The sequence below is a fragment of the Shinella sp. CPCC 101442 genome (genome assembly GCF_024704725.1).
In the GTDB taxonomy this organism is placed as follows: Bacteria; Pseudomonadota; Alphaproteobacteria; order Rhizobiales; family Rhizobiaceae; genus Shinella.
This window is the reverse complement of sequence record NZ_JALIQS010000002.1, coordinates 424,753-441,567: the sequence shown is the minus strand read 5'-3', so window position 1 is coordinate 441,567 and position 16,815 is coordinate 424,753. Positions and strand designations below refer to the sequence as shown.

Annotated in this window: 16 protein-coding genes and 1 tRNA gene; 13 read left to right on the top strand and 4 right to left on the bottom strand. The window is 61.3% G+C overall.

The genetic code is table 11. From position 1 onward, the window contains the following. The first annotated feature begins 394 nt into the window (after positions 1-394). The 3 genes from MUO32_RS07365 to MUO32_RS07355 all read left to right on the top strand — a co-directional run bounded on the left by MUO32_RS07365 (position 395) and on the right by MUO32_RS07355 (position 3,353). Positions 395-484, top strand: a tRNA-Ser gene (locus MUO32_RS07365). 244 nt (positions 485-728) lie between these two features. Further along, positions 729-1,634: a M10 family metallopeptidase C-terminal domain-containing protein gene (locus MUO32_RS07360; RefSeq protein WP_257947572.1), complete on the top strand. Its 906-nt coding sequence runs from the start codon at positions 729-731 to the stop codon at positions 1,632-1,634. 687 nt (positions 1,635-2,321) lie between these two features. Continuing rightward, positions 2,322-3,353, top strand: a complete 1,032-nt coding sequence (locus MUO32_RS07355) for a porin (protein WP_257947571.1) — start codon at positions 2,322-2,324, stop codon at positions 3,351-3,353. Between the two features lie 243 nt (positions 3,354-3,596). Here the strand turns inward: MUO32_RS07355 and MUO32_RS07350 are convergent, their stop codons facing one another. Further along, a complete protein-coding gene (locus MUO32_RS07350; RefSeq protein WP_257947570.1) occupies positions 3,597-4,490 on the bottom strand; it encodes an alpha/beta fold hydrolase in 894 nt (297 codons plus the stop codon). 72 nt (positions 4,491-4,562) lie between these two features. Further along, the gene (locus MUO32_RS07345; RefSeq protein ID WP_257947569.1) at positions 4,563-6,626 is read right to left on the bottom strand and encodes a lytic transglycosylase domain-containing protein; all 2,064 of its coding nucleotides are present in this window, start codon (positions 6,624-6,626) and stop codon (positions 4,563-4,565) included. A gap of 323 nt (positions 6,627-6,949) precedes the next feature. Here MUO32_RS07345 and dapA point away from each other — a divergent pair, with 323 nt between their 5' ends. Together dapA and smpB are read left to right on the top strand one after the other, a co-directional pair. Further along, positions 6,950-7,834, top strand: coding sequence for a 4-hydroxy-tetrahydrodipicolinate synthase (dapA, locus tag MUO32_RS07340; protein ID WP_257947568.1), 885 nt, complete (start codon positions 6,950-6,952; stop codon positions 7,832-7,834). Position 7,835: 1 nt separating this feature from the next. Next, positions 7,836-8,315 (top strand): SsrA-binding protein SmpB, encoded by a 480-nt coding sequence (gene smpB / locus MUO32_RS07335; protein ID WP_257947567.1) that lies wholly within the window; start codon positions 7,836-7,838, stop codon positions 8,313-8,315. 57 nt (positions 8,316-8,372) lie between these two features. Here smpB and MUO32_RS07330 read toward each other — a convergent pair whose 3' ends face one another. Together MUO32_RS07330 and MUO32_RS07325 are read right to left on the bottom strand one after the other, a co-directional pair. Further along, complete coding sequence (locus MUO32_RS07330; protein ID WP_257947566.1) at positions 8,373-8,849, bottom strand: hypothetical protein; 477 nt, start codon at positions 8,847-8,849, stop codon at positions 8,373-8,375. Positions 8,850-9,079: 230 nt separating this feature from the next. Next, positions 9,080-9,655 carry an NYN domain-containing protein gene (locus MUO32_RS07325; protein ID WP_257947565.1) on the bottom strand — a complete coding sequence of 192 codons (576 nt, stop codon included), beginning with the start codon at positions 9,653-9,655 and terminating at the stop codon, positions 9,080-9,082. Between the two features lie 410 nt (positions 9,656-10,065). Between MUO32_RS07325 and rpoZ the strand changes: the two genes are divergently transcribed. The 8 genes from rpoZ (at position 10,066) to era (ending at position 16,811) form a co-directional block, all read left to right on the top strand. Further along, on the top strand, positions 10,066-10,470 hold the full coding sequence (gene rpoZ / locus MUO32_RS07320) for a DNA-directed RNA polymerase subunit omega (protein WP_257947564.1): 405 nt from the start codon (positions 10,066-10,068) through the stop codon (positions 10,468-10,470). A gap of 110 nt (positions 10,471-10,580) precedes the next feature. Beyond that, entirely contained in the window at positions 10,581-12,812 is a 2,232-nt protein-coding gene (locus tag MUO32_RS07315) for a bifunctional (p)ppGpp synthetase/guanosine-3',5'-bis(diphosphate) 3'-pyrophosphohydrolase (protein ID WP_257947563.1), read from the top strand. Between the two features lie 168 nt (positions 12,813-12,980). Next, complete coding sequence (locus MUO32_RS07310; protein WP_257947562.1) at positions 12,981-13,133, top strand: DUF3563 domain-containing protein; 153 nt, start codon at positions 12,981-12,983, stop codon at positions 13,131-13,133. Positions 13,134-13,244: 111 nt separating this feature from the next. After that, on the top strand, positions 13,245-13,841 hold the full coding sequence (locus MUO32_RS07305) for a DUF2062 domain-containing protein (RefSeq protein WP_257947561.1): 597 nt from the start codon (positions 13,245-13,247) through the stop codon (positions 13,839-13,841). Continuing rightward, complete coding sequence (gene acpS / locus MUO32_RS07300; protein ID WP_257947560.1) at positions 13,838-14,248, top strand: holo-ACP synthase; 411 nt, start codon at positions 13,838-13,840, stop codon at positions 14,246-14,248. The genes MUO32_RS07305 and acpS overlap by 4 nt, the downstream gene beginning before the upstream one ends. A gap of 65 nt (positions 14,249-14,313) precedes the next feature. Beyond that, a complete protein-coding gene (gene lepB, locus MUO32_RS07295; RefSeq protein WP_257947559.1) occupies positions 14,314-15,084 on the top strand; it encodes a signal peptidase I in 771 nt (256 codons plus the stop codon). Continuing rightward, positions 15,081-15,794, top strand: a complete 714-nt coding sequence (gene rnc / locus MUO32_RS07290; RefSeq protein ID WP_257947558.1) for a ribonuclease III — start codon at positions 15,081-15,083, stop codon at positions 15,792-15,794. The genes lepB and rnc overlap by 4 nt, the downstream gene beginning before the upstream one ends. 72 nt (positions 15,795-15,866) lie before the next feature. Next, positions 15,867-16,811 (top strand): GTPase Era, encoded by a 945-nt coding sequence (gene era, locus MUO32_RS07285; protein WP_257947557.1) that lies wholly within the window; start codon positions 15,867-15,869, stop codon positions 16,809-16,811. The last annotated feature ends 4 nt before the right edge of the window (positions 16,812-16,815 follow it).

The window sequence follows — 16,815 nt, the reverse complement described above, 5'->3', positions numbered from 1 at the left end:
CCGCATCAAGGGCTTGTTGCACGATATCTAGCGCCGGCAAGCTGAACCGCCGTTGAACAGGACGGGAGTGGCGCGGCGATTTCGAGGCGAATGTTCGGAATTTTGCAGGCAGGCGGCGATGGAGCCCGCAGACACGCGCCGGAGGTGGCCTTTGCCATCGCCTTCATCCGCGCATCGTGCCCGAATGGCCGCCCCTCAAGATGGCGCTCGAGAATCACGGAGCGATTCCCGCCTTTTCAATCCCTTCCGACACGCAGAGGTGCCACGCTTGCCGACGTTTGCACCGGCGGTCATGCGGAAAAATCCGGAAAATCGCCAAAGAGGGTTTCATTTCGCCTCGGCCGGCAAAAAAGCCTTGCAATCGCAAGCTCTGCCGCATAGTGAAGCCGCGAGCGGAGAGGTGGCCGAGTGGTCGAAGGCGCTCCCCTGCTAAGGGAGTATACCGGGAACGGTATCGAGGGTTCGAATCCCTTCTTCTCCGCCAGTTTTCCCCTTCCGAAGATCGTCATGATCGAAGATGCGAAGCGGAAAATTTCAATTTCCCTCTTGGATCACTCCAGCGATCCTGTGCGCCGTCCATGCGGCGCGTGAACCGGTATCGGGTCGAATGAAGGCTCGTGGGCGTTATCGTTAAACTTGTCGCTGTTAGCGTTAATTCCGGCTTCTGCTTTCTCGTGGCGTCGTGCCAGCCTACTGTGCGGGCATCACTTCAGCCCACGGAGCGGCAAATGGCCTTGGTTAAGGGTACGAAATTCGCGGACAAGCTTTCCGGCACGTGGGGCAATGATTCTCTTTATGGCGGTGCCGGTAACGATGTCTTCTATGCCAGTGGGGGAGATGACCGGATCGACGGCGGTGCCGGCTGGGATCGGGTTGACTTCAGCAGCTATGCCGGCCGTCTTTCGATCGTTCTGAACGGCTCCGGAAAAAGCGACGTTTATGCCAACGGCCGGCTGCATGACACGCTGGTTTCCATCGAGGAGATCACGGGCGGCAGCGGCGACGACTATTTTGTCGGCAACGCCTATGACAACATCTTTTCCGGCGGCAAGGGACATGACTATTTCGTGGCCAGCGCCGGCAACGATGCCTACCGCGGCGGTGCCGGCTATGACATGCTGGATTTCTCCGCGATCAAAGCGGGTCTGCGCTTCGAGATCAATGCTGCAAACGGCGTGACGAGCGTGCGCTATGCCGGTGGCGGCCTCAATACGATGACAAGCGTCGAAAACATCATCGGCACGAAGTTTGGCGATGTGATCAAGGGTGACGGCGCCAACAACTACTTCCGCGGCGAGGCCGGCAACGACACGCTGTCGGGAGGTGCGGGCGGCGATGTGCTGAACGGCGGCGCCGGCGTAGACAAGCTCACGGGCGGCGGCGATGCCGATATCTTCGAATTCGTGAGCGGTTTCGGCCGCGACACCATCACCGATTTCGACGCGAAGGGCAGCGATCACGACATCATCGATCTCAGCGGCGTCGCGACGATCGCCAATTACCAGCAGCTCTTCTATGGCCACCGCATCTACCAGAGCGGCAGCGACGTTCTCATCGATGCGGCGAAGGGCGACGTGATCGTCTTGAAAAGCGTCGATATCTCCGATCTCACGGCCAGCGACTTTCTCTTCTAGGACGAAACCGGCTGTAAAACGGTTTGACCGCGCGCCAGCCTATTAAAGAAGCGGAGCCCGGGATCGATCGTCCCGGGCTTTCGTTTGTCTTGGCCGGAGCGAGCCGACATACGGGGCATGGGAATACGGCGCATTCTGCCAAGGGGGCAGGTCTCTGTAGCGCTTGCGAGCTGCCGGCCTATGGCACTGGCTGCCCACCCGTATGTCTTCCAAAACCGCTCCGACGCGCAGAATCGCGACGAATCGACCCCTTTGGAATGACATGCGATTCCCGCTTTCGATGTGACGAGCGCCCGTGCATCGGAGCGGAGCAGGGGTGCCAAAAGACGCCGCCGCCATGTTTATGAAGGCGTTTTGCCTTCATTTCGCCCATTCCGCGGCAAGGGCGACGCCTCGTCACAATGTGCTAAGTGCCCGCTTCATAAGGTGTTTTGTTAATAATCCATAAACTTTTAGCGATCCCCTCCGCCATTTTGTGTCCTTTCCGCAACAGCGTTGGGCGAAGGCAGTCACAAAGTCCGCCTCGTTTCAGTTTGGAGATTGCTTACGGAACCGCGTCGAGTATTTTCACTCTCGGAAGCAGGGGCGGTTGATCGTCCACTTCTTGAACTTGGGGATGGGGCAGGGAACGCTGTCCTTCAGCAAAAAACCCAGACCCGTTTGAAACTTTTTGACTGGAGGTCAGAAATGAACATCAAGAGCCTTCTTCTCGGCTCCGCTGCAGCTCTCGCAGCAGTATCCGGCGCTCAGGCTGCCGACGCTATCGTTGCTGCCGAGCCCGAGCCCATGGAATACGTTCGCGTTTGCGACGCATTCGGCACCGGCTTCTTCTACATCCCGGGCACCGAAACCTGCCTCAAGATCGGCGGCTACGTTCGTTTCGACGTTAAGGGCGGTGAACTGCTCGGCCTCGACGCAAACGGCGCAAACGGTCGTGGCACGCACGGCGGCGACGAGTGGAACACCTACGGTCGTTTCACGCTGAACCTCGAAACGGCTTCGGACACCGAATACGGCGCCCTGAAGACCTTCGTTGAAGCCCGCTTCCACGCTCAGTCCGGTGAAGCTGGCGGTTCCTCGCTGAACTTCGCTTACATCGACCTCGCTGGCTTCCGCGTCGGTAAGTCGGAAACCGCGTTCTACACCTTCGTAGGCTACGCCGGCAACGTGATCCAGGACGACCTGATCTCGGGCGGCATCTACGACGCCAACGTCATCCAGTACAACTACGACAACGGCTCGGGCCTCACGGCTGTAGTCTCGCTCGAAGATACCGATGACGGCAACCAGGGCGGCCGCGACTACGTTCCGAACATCGTTGGCGGTATCGGTTACTCGACCGGCGCCTTCGGCATCCGCGCTGTCGGCGGTTACGACGCAGCAATCGAAGAAGGCGCATTCAAGCTCCGCGCTGACGGCACCTTCGGTGGCGTATCGGTCTTCGCAATGGCTGGCTGGAACACAGACGGCGCTGTTAAGAACGCCTACGCTACCTGGGGTGGCGACTGGGCTGTCTGGCTCGGCGCATCTGCTGCCGTTACCGAACGCGTAACCCTCAACGCACAGGTTTCGTTCGACGACAACGACGCTCTCGCTGCTGTCGCCAACGCTAACTTCACCGTTGTACCGGGCTTCGTTGTAACGCCGGAAGTTGCTTACTACGACGACGGCACCGACGACTCCTGGGGTGGTATGATCCGCTTCCAGCGTTCGTTCTAATCTGACCTAGGTCGGATAGAGACCCGCAGCTCTGAGAAGAGCTGCGGGTTTTCGCGTTTAGGGGCTGTGTTCTGCCCAACTGCCGGCAACTCTCCACTTGAAGGGCTATCGATGTGGTGGGGCTCATATCGATCTGCCCGTTTTGACTTACGGTAACGTAAGCATTAGGAGGCCCCTGACGCATAGCCTTCTATATCGGCCCCGAGTGACACGGGGCAGGGCACGTAGCGGCCCGCAGGCGGCTCAGAATCTTGAGAGAAATGCAAACAGGGGCTGGAAGACGTCCTGACGGTGCAGGAGGGGGGCGTGGCCTTGACCCTCAGCCGTTTGTGCCGTGACGTTCGCCCGGTTTTCCGCCATGGCTTGCAGCGTCTGGGCGGAGAAGAGGTTTGAATGCTCGCCGCGGACGATCAGTATCGGTTTCTCGGCAAGGCTTTCGAATTGCGGCCAAAGCGTCGGCAGGGGCTTGCTGAAATCGATGGTGCCAAGCTGGTCGTTCAGGGCAGGATCGTAGTCGGCGACGACAGACCCGTCGCGCTCGGTGTAGAGCGCGTGAGCCATGTCCAGCCAATCGGCAGGATCGAGGGTTGGAAAGGTCGCACCGTGTATCGCCGTCAGCGCCTCTGCGGCCTCCTCGAAGGATGAGAAGGTCGAGCGGCGTCCGAGGTAATCCCTAATCTCCATGAGACCTTGCACTTCGATTTCCGGCCCGATGTCGTTCAGGATCGTTGCTGCGATGAGATCGGGTCGAAGCGCCGTCATGATATGCAGGATCAATCCGCCGCGCGAGGTGCCGATGAAGAGACACTGCTTAACGCCGAGCGTATCGCAGAGCGCGATCACATCCTTGCATTCCATCATCACATTGTAGTTGGCGGGGTTCGGATCGTATTGCGAAAGCCCGCGGCCACGATACTCCACGGCGATGACCCGGCGAGGGGCCGTTGGAGAATGAGCAAGCATCAGGGCAAGCTGGTGGAAGTCGCGTGCGTTGCGGCTGAGGCCGGGCAGGCAGATGACCGGTAGCCGCGCCTCGACACCTGACGTAGCGGCCGGATAGTCGCGGGCGTGCAGTCTGAGGCCGTCCTCGCTCGTAAAAAAGATATCGCGGAATGCCTGCGCGCCCGAAGCTGTCATGCCGATGCCTTGCTTGTTAAAAACAAGGCATCATCGCCGATTCCAGCGTCAAGTCATCCCCAAAATATGGCGTTACCGGCCAACGCTGAGGTCGTGCACGATATCGGCGGTCTGGCCGAGGCGGGTCTTGTAGACCTGATAGTTCTCCATCACGCGCTGTACGTAGCCTCGCGTTTCGGAGAAGGGAATGCGCTCGACCCAGTCGACCACCTCGTCGATCGGCTTGCCGCGCGGGTCGCCATAGCGGGCGATCCACTGCGGCACGCGGCGCGGACCGGCATTGTAAGCGATGAAGGTCAGGACGTAGGAGCCGCCGAAATCGTTGATCTGCTCGCCGAGATAATGTGCGCCGAGCGTCGCGTTATAGGCCGCATCCGTCGTCAGCCGCTCCTTTGAATAGGCAAGGCCGTAGCGCTTGGCGACGCCCTGCGCCGTGCCGGGCATCAGTTGCAGGAGGCCTTGTGCATTGGCCGGTGAAATGGCGGCCGGATTGAAAGCGCTCTCCTGCCGCGCGATGGCATAGGCCAGTGCCTTGCCAGAGCCGGAAATGTTGGCTCCGTCGGGGATCACGCCGATGGGGAAGGCCAGCGCCGCGACATCGATACCGCGCCCGAAGGCGATCTTGCCGATCTGCAGCGATAGCTGATGATTGCTGCCCTTTTCGGCCTGCGCCGCGAGCAGGGCTAGTTCGCCGGGGCTCATCAGTTCGCCGGCAAGCGCCCGATACAGGCTGTCTGCGCGCCAGCCATGGCCGGCAGCCTGAAGGCGGGTGATGGCCTGCACGGCCTCGCGCTGCTGGAAGCTGGTGCGTTCTTCGGGCGTCGGCGTGGGATAGGCGACGTTCAGTGTCTTGCGGCCGAGTCGCGCGCCGGCAAGCTGGCCGTAGAAGGTGCCGGGAAAGTTCGCGGCCTTGGCAAAATAGTCCTTGGCGTCGCCGGGGGCGCCTTTTTCCGCCGCCCGGCCGAGCCAGTACCAGGCCCGGGACACAGAAAGGGGCCGGTCGGAGGTTTGCAGGATGCGCTGGAAGTGGCGTGCCGCCGTCTTCGCATCGCCAAGATCGCGCAGCGCATACCAGCCGGCATGGAATTCCGCCTCGACGATATCGGTCGGATCGTCCGCGCCATGGTGGGCGGCGACGCGATAGGCATCGCGATAGTCGCCGAGATCGGCAAGGCCGCGGCTAACGATGCGTTGTTCGTTCCACCAGGCACCCGGATTGACCAGGCGGGCAGGATCGTCGGGCATGGCGGCAAAGAGTTTTCCGGCCGCGCGATACGCCTCCTTGCTGCGCAGATAGCGAATACGCAGGAACGTATAGGCCGGGTCCTTCTGCCAGCCGGCATCCACGGCCTTGATCAGGTCGCCCGCCGTCTTGTTCTTGCGGATGACGGCTGCCCAGGCGCGATAAAGCGATTGCGCCTTGCCGAGATCGCCAAAACGCTGCGCCTGCTCCGCGCGATCGCGGTAGAGCAGCATTTCCATGCGCATCTTGTGATCCGCGGCGCCAAGCAGCGTGCCGAATTCGGCAAGGATCCTGTCCTCAAGGTCGGTGGAAAGCGCTTCCTTCTGCCAGAAGGAGCGCAGGATGTCCGTAGCGCGCGGTGTTTCGCTGGTCGCGACGAGCGCTCGCGACAGCACGATGGCGCCTTCTGCGGTCTCCGGCCGGGTGGTGCCGAAAGCGGCGAGCACGTCCGCGGCCGGCGGGTTCTCGCGGGCCATCGCCCGTTCGGAGTTGGCGCGCAGAACCGTCAGGCCGGGCCAGCCCTTCAGCTCGCGCTGGGCGCCGGCGATCTCCCAGGAGGGCACGCCGCGCTGGCCGGAAACGGCAATCGCCCAGGTCAGGATATGGCGGTCGAGGCTGGTCGAAGGCAGGCGGTCGCGCATGGCGATCGCCGAAGCGGCATCGCGGTTGGAGAGCGCATCGAGACCCTCGCGCAGCTCGGCGCTGACTGTCGGCACGCTGTCGGTGCGCGGAATGGCGCTGGTGATGACATCCTTCGACGGCATCTCGGCGGCAAAGCCGAGCGGCTTTATCTCGGCGGTGCTGTCTGCCTCCACCGGCGACGAGCGCAACGCAAGTCCGGCTATGCCGGCAAGCAGCAAGGCGCAAAGGGCGAAACTGTTTGTCGAGATCATACTACGTCCCGGATGCCGTGGCAGGCGACGCATCGGCGCGTGAATTTTCGCCTGTTTCTGAACACTCATTAACCCTTTGTTGCCTTAACGAAACCTTAACCGCTGTTCTCACGAAGCCGTGAAGGTCGCTTCATCCCAGGCGACGGATCAGGCGGAGCGAATATTCGTGCGTCAGAGCCAATTCCGCCTTGTTTGTGCATGAAAAACGCCGGTCTCGGCGCTTGCCGCACGACCGTCACCCGACTATTGTGCCAGCGTTTTTAACCACGGAATACGGCCAAAGCATGTAAGCCCACGGGCGGCTCTGGCCTCAGGAGTTCTGGATGTTCAAGGGATCCCTTCCCGCTCTCGTCACCCCTTTTACCGATACCGGCGCCGTCGATGAAGACGCCTTCGCCGCGCATGTCGAATGGCAGATCGGTGAGGGCAGCCACGGCCTCGTCCCGGTGGGCACCACCGGCGAGTCGCCGACGCTGTCGCATGACGAGCACAAACGGGTGGTGGAACTCTGCATCAAGGTGGCGAAGGGCCGTGTCCCCGTTATCGCCGGTGCGGGCTCGAACAATACGAAAGAAGCGATCGATCTTGCCCAGCACGCCGAAAAAGCCGGTGCGGACGCGGTCCTCGTCGTAACGCCCTATTACAACAAGCCCACGCAGAAGGGCCTGTTCGCGCATTATGCCGCGATTGCCGGCGCCTTGAAGCTGCCGATCGTCATCTACAACATTCCCGGCCGCTCGGTGGTCGACATGACGCCGGAGACGATGGGCGCGCTTCACAAGGCGCACCCCTCGATCATGGGCGTCAAGGATGCGACGGGCAAGATCGAGCGTGTTTCCGAGCAACGCATCACCTGTGGCAAGGATTTCGTCCAGCTTTCGGGCGAGGATGCGACCGCGCTCGGCTTCAACGCCCATGGCGGCGTCGGCTGCATCTCGGTGACGGCCAATGTCGCGCCGCGCCTGTGCGCCGAATTCCAGGAGGCAACGCTTGCCGGGGACTACGCCAAGGCGCTCGAATACCAGGACAAGCTCATGCCGCTGCACAAGGCGATCTTCCTGGAACCGGGTCTTTGCGGCGCGAAATACGCGCTGAACCGCACCCGCGACATGAATCGCTTCGTCCGCTCGCCGCTCATTCCCACGCTGGAGCCGGCCACGGAGGCGGCGATCGACGCCGCACTTCGCCATGCCGGCCTGCTGAACTGATATGGTAACGAAGGCACGTCCAGCGACGGTCAAGAAGATTGTAGCGGAGAACCGCAAGGCCCGCTTCAACTACGAGATCATCGACACCTACGAGGCCGGTCTGGTTCTGACCGGCACGGAGGTCAAATCGCTGCGTGAAGGCAGGGCGAATATCGCGGAATCCTACGCTTCGGACGAGGGTGGCGAAATCTGGCTGATCAACTCCTATCTGCCGGAGTACCTGCAGGCCAACCGGTTCAACCACGAGACCCGACGTCGGCGCAAGCTGCTGCTCTCCAAGCGCGAGATCCATCGCCTGCGCATCGCGATCAACCGCGAGGGCATGACGCTAGTGCCGTTGAAAGTCTATTTCAACGATGTCGGCCGTGCCAAGATTGAGATTGCGCTTGCCAAGGGCAAGAAGCTGCACGACAAGCGCGAGACTGAAAAAGAGCGCGACTGGAACCGCCAGAAGGGCCGCCTGCTGCGCGATCGCGGCTGACATGGCGCCCCGGCGCCGGCCGTGAGGCCGGCGCGAATCCCGATTTCCAAATTGAGTTTAGAACTGCGCGTAAAGCTGCGCGATGACCGACTGCTGGGCGGCGCGGGCAAGCTGCGCGCCGTTCGTTTCGGCCGGCACATCCGGGGAGGGCGCCGGGTTGGCGCTTGGGGTGCGCGGGGCAAGGAAGGACGATAGCAGGTTGTTGAGGTCGGTGCTCTCGATGGCAAGGCGCGCCGTCGGGTTGCGCTCGGCCGAAATGCGGGCTTCGCCTGTCGCCTGGGTGGATGGCACGGCATAGGCGGGAACGGTGGAAATGCCCGGCTGGCCGTTCGGCGCATAGAGGAAGCTGAGGTCGCCGATGTCCTCGGCAATCTCGGATGGTGTCGCGACCTGCGTGACCGGCTGCGGCACGGTGAGCGCGGCGAGGGCGGATGCGGCGGGGCGGGTTTCTACGGCAGGCGTTGCCGAGCGCACTTCAAGCGCGTTCGATGCTGCCCGGTAGCTGTTGCCCGAAAGCGAGACTGCGTCCACCATGTTGCGAGATGTCCCAATGCGAAATGACTGTACGGCAATGGGATATCAGGAGAGTCTTGCGGAACATTAATGGCCGGCAGGCGCATTTGATTCAATGTTTAACGAAGCATTGAAGATGCCGGAATTCCGGGCTTTCCCGTTGCGGAATGTCGGGAAAAAGCGGCGTGCGTGGCCATAAACGCATCAACGTCCCGGAGCGGGACGTTGATGAAAAGACGACGGAGAATGACTTACTCGGTGACGTTGTCGACCGGTTCCACCGTGCGCTGCGGGCGTTCGGAGGGATCGCGGCCGATTTCGGCCTTCAGCGAACCGAGGTCGATGAAATAGTCGGCCTGGCGGCGCAGATCGTCGGCGATCATCGGCGGCTGCGTCTGCATGGTGGAGACCACGGAGACCTTGCGGCCCCGGCGCTGCAGCGCCTCGACGAGGGTGGTGAAATCGCCGTCGCCGGAGAAGATGACGAGGTGATCGACGGTCTCGGACTGCTCCATCGCGTCGATGGCGAGCTCGATGTCCATGTTGCCCTTGATCTTGCGGCGGCCGAGCGAGTCGGTGAATTCCTTGGCCGGCTTGGTGACGACCTTGTAGCCGTTATAGTCGAGCCAGTCGATAAGCGGGCGGATCGAGGAATATTCCTGGTCTTCGATGAGGGCGGTATAGTAATAAGCGCGCAGCAGGTAGCCGCGTTTCTGAAAAGCCTTCAGAAGCTTCCTGTAATCGATATCGAAGCCGAGTGTCCTGGAAGCCGCATAGAGATTTGCACCGTCGATGAACAGGGCGATTTTCTCGCGGGGGTCGAACATATCGGAAAATCCTTTTAAGTAGAAGTTGAGCTAAACGGTTCGGTTTGAACATGTTCCGGGATTTCCGGATGCACTGGCCGGTTGAATTAACTCTTTTTCATATAATCTTCATTTAGGGCAGCCGAACACGCTTTCCAAGCAAACCTAGGTTGCGGATACGATTTTTGTCACCGGCATCGTTTCAGCAAATTCAAAGGTTTCGGAATTGGAGAACAGTTCCCGCACGTTACCCTATTTGTCAGATATTTGATCTTTCGGCCTACCGTTACGTTAGGGCTCAACCATAAATTACATGGGCAGCCTTATGACACGTGACCGCGGGGGATAGGGAAGGAAAAACTTGAATTTTGCTTCCTTTGCCTGTATCGGGCATGCAAACTCCTGAAATTCTCGATCACAAAGGACAGGCAATGGCCCGTGTCACCGTTGAAGATTGCATTGACAAGGTAGACAACCGCTTCGAGCTGGTTCTTCTTGCAAGCCATCGCGCCCGCCTCATCTCGCAGGGTGCCGCCATCACCATCGACCGCGACAACGACAAGAACCCCGTCGTTGCCCTGCGCGAAATCGCCGACGAAACCCTTTCGCCCGACGACCTCAAGGAAGACCTGATCCACTCGCTGCAGAAGCATGTGGAAGTGGACGAGCCCGAGCCCGATCCGGCAAGCCTTGCTGCCGACACCGGTTCTGCGACGGCTGCCGTCGACGAGGACGAGGACCAGCCGGAAACGATCACCTTCGACCGCATGTCGGAAGAAGAACTGCTGGCCGGTATCGAAGGTCTCGTGCCGCCGGAAAAGAGCGACGATTACTGATTTCGGTACGTTACCGAAGCCTTTGATATTGCGAATGCCGGTGCGCCCCTCTTATGGTCGGGGCGCACTTTTTTTTGCCCCGCCGCGCCGGGGAGGGGAGCCAAGCGAGAATGATGCGTCAATATGAACTCGTCGAACGGGTTCAGAAATACAAGCCCGACGTCAACGAGGCCCTGCTGAACAGGGCCTATGTCTATGCCATGCAGAAGCATGGGCAGCAGAAGCGGGCGAGCGGCGATCCCTATATCTCGCATCCCCTCGAAGTCGCCGCCATCCTGACCGACATGCGCCTCGACGAATCGACTATCGCAGTCGCTCTGCTGCACGATACGATCGAGGATACCAGCGCGACGCGCGCGGAAATCGACGAACTGTTCGGTGAGGATATCGGCGCGCTGGTCGAAGGCCTCACCAAGATCAAGAAGCTCGATCTCGTCTCCAAGAAGGCCAAGCAGGCGGAAAACCTGCGCAAGCTCCTGCTCGCCATTTCCGACGATGTGCGCGTGCTGCTCGTCAAACTCGCCGACCGGCTGCACAACATGCGCACGCTGGACCATATGACGCCGGAAAAGCGCGCCCGCATCTCCGAGGAGACGATGGACATCTATGCGCCGCTCGCCGGCCGCATGGGCATGCAGGACATGCGCGAGGAGCTGGAAAACCTCTCCTTCCGCCACATCAATCCGGAAGCCTTCGAGACCGTCACGAACAAGCTCGAGGAACTCTCCCGCCGCAACGAGGGCCTCATCCGCAAGATCGAGGACGAGCTGCGCGAGCTGCTGGTCGTCAACGGCCTCGAAGATGCGCTCGTCAAGGGACGCCAGAAGACGCCCTATTCGGTGTTCCGCAAGATGCAGTCGAAGTCGCTCTCCTTCGAGCAGCTTTCCGACGTCTACGCCTTCCGCATTCTCGTCGACGATATCCCGGGTTGCTATGCCGCGCTCGGCATCGTGCATACGCGCTGGCGCGTCGTGCCGGGCCGGTTCAAGGACTATATTTCGACACCGAAGCAGAACGACTACCAGTCGATCCACACCACCATCGTCGGTCCGTCGCGCCAGCGCATCGAACTGCAGATCCGCACCAAGCGCATGCACGAGATCGCTGAATACGGCATCGCGGCGCATTCGCTCTACAAGGACAAGGAAGTGGTGATCGGCGAGGAGCGCACGACATCGCCGCGCTCCAATGCCTATGCCATGCTGCGCCGGACGATCGAATCGCTCGCCGAAGGCGACAATCCGGAGGAGTTCCTCGAGCATACCAAGCTCGAACTCTTCCAGGACCAGGTGTTCACCTTCACGCCCAAGGGCCAGCTGATCACGCTGCCGCGTGGCGCGACACCGATCGACTTTGCCTATGCGGTTCACACCAATGTCGGCGATACCTGCGTCGGCGCCAAGATCAACGGCCGTATCATGCCGCTCGTCACGCGGCTGAGCAACGGCGACGAAGTCGAGATCATCCGCTCCGGCATCCAGGTGCCGCCGCCGGCCTGGGAAGAGATCGTTGTGACGGGCAAGGCGCGCGCGGCGATCCGCAGGGCAACCCGCGCTGCCGTGCGAAAACAATATGCCGGCCTCGGCTACCGCATTCTGGAGCGCACCTTCGACCGCGCCGGAAAGTCTTTTTCGCGCGATGGCCTGAAGCCCGTGCTGCATCGCCTCGGCCAGAAGGAGGTCGAGGACGCCATCGCCTCGGTCGGCCGCGGCGAGCTGTCCTCGCTCGATGTGCTGCGCGCCGTCTTCCCGGATTATCAGGACGAGCGCGTGACTGTGAAGCCCAACACGGAGGAGGGCTGGTTCAACATGCGCAGCGCCGCCGGCATGGTCTTCAAACTACCCGGCAAGGCCAAGTCCGCGCTCGAAAGCGCGGAAACGGAGGCTGGTCCCGAGGCCCTGCCGATCCGGGGCCTCTCCGGCAATGCCGAAGTGCATTTCTCCGCCGGCGGCGCCGTTCCCGGCGATCGCATCATCGGCATCATGGAGAAGGACAAGGGTATTACGATTTACCCGATCCAGTCGCCGGCGCTGCAGAAGTTCGACGACGAGCCGGAGCGCTGGATCGACGTGCGCTGGGACCTCGACGAGGCGAACAACACCCGTTTCATGGCGCGCATCGTGATCAACGCGCTGAACGAGCCGGGCACGCTCGCCGAAGTCACCCAGACGATCGCGACCAGCGACGTCAATATCCGGTCCATGTCGATGACGCGGGTGGCGACGGATTTCACGGAGGTCCATATCGATCTCGAGGTCTGGGATCTTCGCCAGCTGAACCAGCTGATGGGCCAACTCAAGGAACTTCAGTGCGTCTCGACCATCAGCCGCGTGTTTACATGACAGTCACCATGCAAAAATATGGCAACCTGCCCTGAATAAGGCAGGTTTGCCCAAGATTTGACCAGTCGCTATGCGCATTGTGCATGGCTGTATTGGAATAGTGTCGCTGGTGCCTAAAGGGCTCTCACCCTATCTTCTGTCTCGGGAGGTAACCGAAAGAGGTTTACCATGTTGAAGCAGATCAAGAACTTCGCCCGCGCCCTGCGTGTACCGAACTCCGAAGAGCGCGAAATCGCCTATCTCAACGGCGCCATCGACCGGATCGACCTGGAATATCGCCAGCGTCAGATCGACCGCGGCCTTTTCCGCAGGTCCTTCTAAGACGTCGAGACCATGTGGCGCACGGCGTGCGCCACGGCCGCCCGTGGCGCCATGACGGCGTCCGCAGAGGCGCCATTGAAATGCCACTAACGGATCGGCTATGTCTTGGACATGTTGTTCAGACGCCGAAAAAAGGCCTCGATGGCCGACCGGTTGCGCGAATTCTTCTGGCCGCGCAAGGGGTTGACGCGTCCGGCGCGCTACCTCGCCAAGCGAATCCTGCGCCTTTCCGCGTCGCCGCACGCGGTGGCCGCAGGGGTTGCCGCCGGCATCTTCTCGGCCTTCACGCCGCTTCTCGGCTTCCACATCCTTCTGGCAATGGCGCTCGCCTATCTGATGGCCGGCAACCTGCTGGCGGCGGCGCTCGCGACCGCGATCGCCAATCCGCTCACCATTCCGTTGATTGCGCTCGCGACGTTCCGCGTCGGCGAAGCCCTGCTCGGCATCTCGTCCACCGAGGCGGTAACGGCGGGTGAACTCTTCCACCGGCTGGAGCATCTCGAACTGTCCGAACTCTGGCAGCCGGTCCTGAAGCCCATGCTTGCCGGCGCCGGTCTTCTCGGTGTTCTCACGGCGGTCATCGCCTATGGTGCGACACGCTTTGCCGTGCGCTCCTTCAAGGCCCGGCGTCATGCGCGCCTGCTGGAGCGCGCCGGCCTTTCCTCGCACCACACCCCCGCACTTTCCCCCGGAGACACGACCCTATGATCATCGGCATCGGCAGCGACCTCATCGACATCCGCCGGGTGGAGAAGTCGCTGGAGCGCTTTGGCACGCGGTTCACGGAGCGCTGCTTCACCGAGATCGAGCGGGCGAAATCCGACGGGCGCAAGAACCGCGCCGCGTCCTATGCCAAGCGCTTCGCCGCCAAGGAGGCCTGCTCCAAGGCGCTCGGCACGGGGTTGGCGCAGGGCGTGTTCTGGAAGGACATGGGCGTCGTCAACCTGCCGGGCGGCAAGCCGACCATGAAGCTGACGGGCGGCGCGCTCGAACGGCTGAGGCAGATGCTCCCCGAAGGGCACGAACCCCGCATCCACATCACCATCACCGACGATTTTCCGCTGGCGCAAGCTTTCGTGATCATCGAGGCGCTGCCGGCCGCAACGCCCGGATAACCGGGCTTGCGTCTTTTTGATCGATGCGATTTCCAACAGACAACCTTTCCTCTATAGAGGGCCCCATGTTCGCAAATAAGGAAAAGTCCGGCGTGGCAGAGAAGACAGAAAAGGCCGAAGGCGGCCTGTGGGAAAACGTCAAGGTCATCATCCAGGCGCTGCTGCTTGCCGTGGTGATCCGCACGGTGCTCTTCCAGCCCTTCACGATCCCCTCCGGCTCCATGATGCCGACGCTGCTCGTCGGCGACTACCTCTTCGTCAACAAGTTTTCCTACGGCTATTCGAAATATTCGCTGCCGTTCTCGCCGAACCTGTTTTCCGGCCGCATCTTCGCAAGTGAGCCGAAGCGCGGCGACATCGTCGTGTTCCGCTTCCCTCCGAACCCCGATATCGATTACATCAAGCGCCTCGTCGGCCTGCCGGGCGATCGTGTCCAGGTCAGGGACAGCGAACTCTTCATCAACGGCGTCGCCGTCCCGCGCGAGCATAACGGCTTCTTCCGCGCCGACGACCAGTACGATACCGGCGAAGACGTTCCGGTGTTCCGCGAGACGCTCGACAACGGCGTGGCCTTCGACACACTGGACACGCGTCCGGGCACGGTCGGGGATAACACCCGCGAATTCATCGTGCCGGAAGGCCACTATTTCATGATGGGCGACAACCGCGACAACTCGGCCGACAGCCGTTTCGATGTCGGTTTCGTTCCGGCGGAGAACCTGATCGGTCGCGCCAGCCTGATCTTCTTCTCGCTCGGCCATGACACCGCCTTCAGCGAAATCTGGAAATGGCCGACAAACCTTCGTTGGGACCGCCTGTTCAAGGTCGTTGAATGAAGGGCGCCATTCCGCTGAACGACGTGAACCGCAAGGCCCTCGAGGACCTGATCGGCTACGCCTTCACCGACAAGGAGCGCCTCGACAGGGCGATCACGCATGCGAGCGCGCGGCCTGGAAAAGGCAGCAATTACGAACGGCTGGAGTTTCTCGGCGACCGCGTGCTGGGGCTCTGCGTCGCCGAGATGCTGTTCCGCACCTTTCGCGAGGCGAAGGAGGGCGAGCTTTCCGTTCGCCTGAATCAACTCGTCAGCGCCGAAAGCTGCGCAGCGGTCTCCGATGACCTCGCCCTGCACCGGTTCATCCGCACCGGCGCGGATGTGAAGAAGCTCACCGGAAAAGCCATGCTGAATGTGCGCGCCGATGTGGTAGAGTCGCTCATCGCCGCGATCTATCTCGACGGCGGGCTGGAGGCGGCGCGCGGCTTCATCCTGCGCAACTGGGAGGGCAGGGCTGCCCGCGCTGAAGGCGCGCGGCGCGACGCCAAGACCGAATTGCAGGAATGGGCGCATGCCCGGTTCGGCCTGACACCGAGCTACAAGGTGGACGAGCGTTCGGGACCGGATCATGATCCCAGCTTCACGGTGACGGTGGAGATCAAGGGCGTGAAGCCGGCGACGGGTGTCGACCGCTCGAAACGGGCCGCAGAACAGGCGGCCGCAACGAAAATTCTGGAACGCGAAGGCGTCTGGCCCAAGGGCAGCGGCTGAAGCAATTCCAGCAAAACTGCTTGAGCGGTTTTGCGTTTGGAATTGCGAACAAACAAAGATTAAACGGACATCATGACCGAAGAAAACCAAAATCCCGCTGAAACGGGCTCAACCGTTGAAGGCCCGACCCATTCGGGTTTCGTGGCGATGATCGGTGCGACCAATGCCGGCAAGTCGACGCTGGTCAATCGGCTCGTCGGCGCCAAGGTATCGATCGTCAGCCACAAGGTGCAGACGACGCGCGCCATCGTGCGCGGCATCGCCATCCACAATAACGCCCAGATCGTTTTCATGGACACGCCCGGCATCTTCAAGCCGCGCCGCCGGCTCGACCGCGCCATGGTCACGACCGCCTGGGGCGGCGCCAAGGATGCCGACTTCATCATGTTCTTGATCGACAGCGAGCGTGGCCTGAGGGGCGATGCCGAGACGATCCTGGAAGGCCTCAAGGAAGTCCACCAGCCGAAGATTCTCATCCTGAACAAGGTCGACCGCGTCAAGCCGGAGGACCTCTTGAAGCTGGCGGCCGCCGTCAACGAGGTCGTCAAGTTCGAGCGCACCTTCATGATCTCGGCGCTGAACGGCTCAGGCTGCGAAGACGTGATGGACTACCTCTCCGCCGCTTTGCCCGAAGGCCCCTGGTATTATCCGGAAGACCAGATTTCCGACCTGCCGATGCGTCAGCTCGCAGCCGAAATCACCCGCGAAAAGCTCTTCCTGCGCCTCCATCAGGAGCTTCCCTATTCCTCACATGTCGAGACGGAAAAGTGGGAAGAGCGCAAGGATGGTTCCGTGCGCATCGAACAGGTCATCTATGTCGAGCGCGACAGTCAGAAGAAGATCGCGCTCGGCAAGAACGGCGACGCCATCAAGGCGATCTCCACCGCCTCCCGCAAGGAACTGTCTGATATCCTCGAGCAGACCGTGCACCTCTTCCTCTTCGTGAAGGTGCGCGAGAACTGGGGCGACGATCCGGCCCGCTTCCGTGAAATGGGCCTCGATTTCCCGACGTCTTGAGTTT

What these genes read in the sequence shown, in the direction of transcription:
- dapA (WP_257947568.1), top strand. Translation starts at nt 6,950, where the DNA reads ATGTTCAAGGGATCCCTTCCCGCTCTCGTCACCCCTTTTACCGATACC.
- MUO32_RS07350 (WP_257947570.1), bottom strand. Translation starts at nt 4,490, where the DNA reads ATGACAGCTTCGGGCGCGCAGGCATTCCGCGATATCTTTTTTACGAGC.
- MUO32_RS07360 (WP_257947572.1), top strand. Translation starts at nt 729, where the DNA reads ATGGCCTTGGTTAAGGGTACGAAATTCGCGGACAAGCTTTCCGGCACG.
- MUO32_RS07325 (WP_257947565.1), bottom strand. Translation starts at nt 9,655, where the DNA reads ATGTTCGACCCCCGCGAGAAAATCGCCCTGTTCATCGACGGTGCAAAT.
- rpoZ (WP_257947564.1), top strand. Translation starts at nt 10,066, where the DNA reads ATGGCCCGTGTCACCGTTGAAGATTGCATTGACAAGGTAGACAACCGC.
- era (WP_257947557.1), top strand. Translation starts at nt 15,867, where the DNA reads ATGACCGAAGAAAACCAAAATCCCGCTGAAACGGGCTCAACCGTTGAA.
- acpS (WP_257947560.1), top strand. Translation starts at nt 13,838, where the DNA reads ATGATCATCGGCATCGGCAGCGACCTCATCGACATCCGCCGGGTGGAG.
- lepB (WP_257947559.1), top strand. Translation starts at nt 14,314, where the DNA reads ATGTTCGCAAATAAGGAAAAGTCCGGCGTGGCAGAGAAGACAGAAAAG.
- smpB (WP_257947567.1), top strand. Translation starts at nt 7,836, where the DNA reads ATGGTAACGAAGGCACGTCCAGCGACGGTCAAGAAGATTGTAGCGGAG.
- rnc (WP_257947558.1), top strand. Translation starts at nt 15,081, where the DNA reads ATGAAGGGCGCCATTCCGCTGAACGACGTGAACCGCAAGGCCCTCGAG.
- MUO32_RS07330 (WP_257947566.1), bottom strand. Translation starts at nt 8,849, where the DNA reads ATGGTGGACGCAGTCTCGCTTTCGGGCAACAGCTACCGGGCAGCATCG.
- MUO32_RS07310 (WP_257947562.1), top strand. Translation starts at nt 12,981, where the DNA reads ATGTTGAAGCAGATCAAGAACTTCGCCCGCGCCCTGCGTGTACCGAAC.
- MUO32_RS07345 (WP_257947569.1), bottom strand. Translation starts at nt 6,626, where the DNA reads ATGATCTCGACAAACAGTTTCGCCCTTTGCGCCTTGCTGCTTGCCGGC.
- MUO32_RS07305 (WP_257947561.1), top strand. Translation starts at nt 13,245, where the DNA reads ATGTTGTTCAGACGCCGAAAAAAGGCCTCGATGGCCGACCGGTTGCGC.
- MUO32_RS07315 (WP_257947563.1), top strand. Translation starts at nt 10,581, where the DNA reads ATGATGCGTCAATATGAACTCGTCGAACGGGTTCAGAAATACAAGCCC.
- MUO32_RS07355 (WP_257947571.1), top strand. Translation starts at nt 2,322, where the DNA reads ATGAACATCAAGAGCCTTCTTCTCGGCTCCGCTGCAGCTCTCGCAGCA.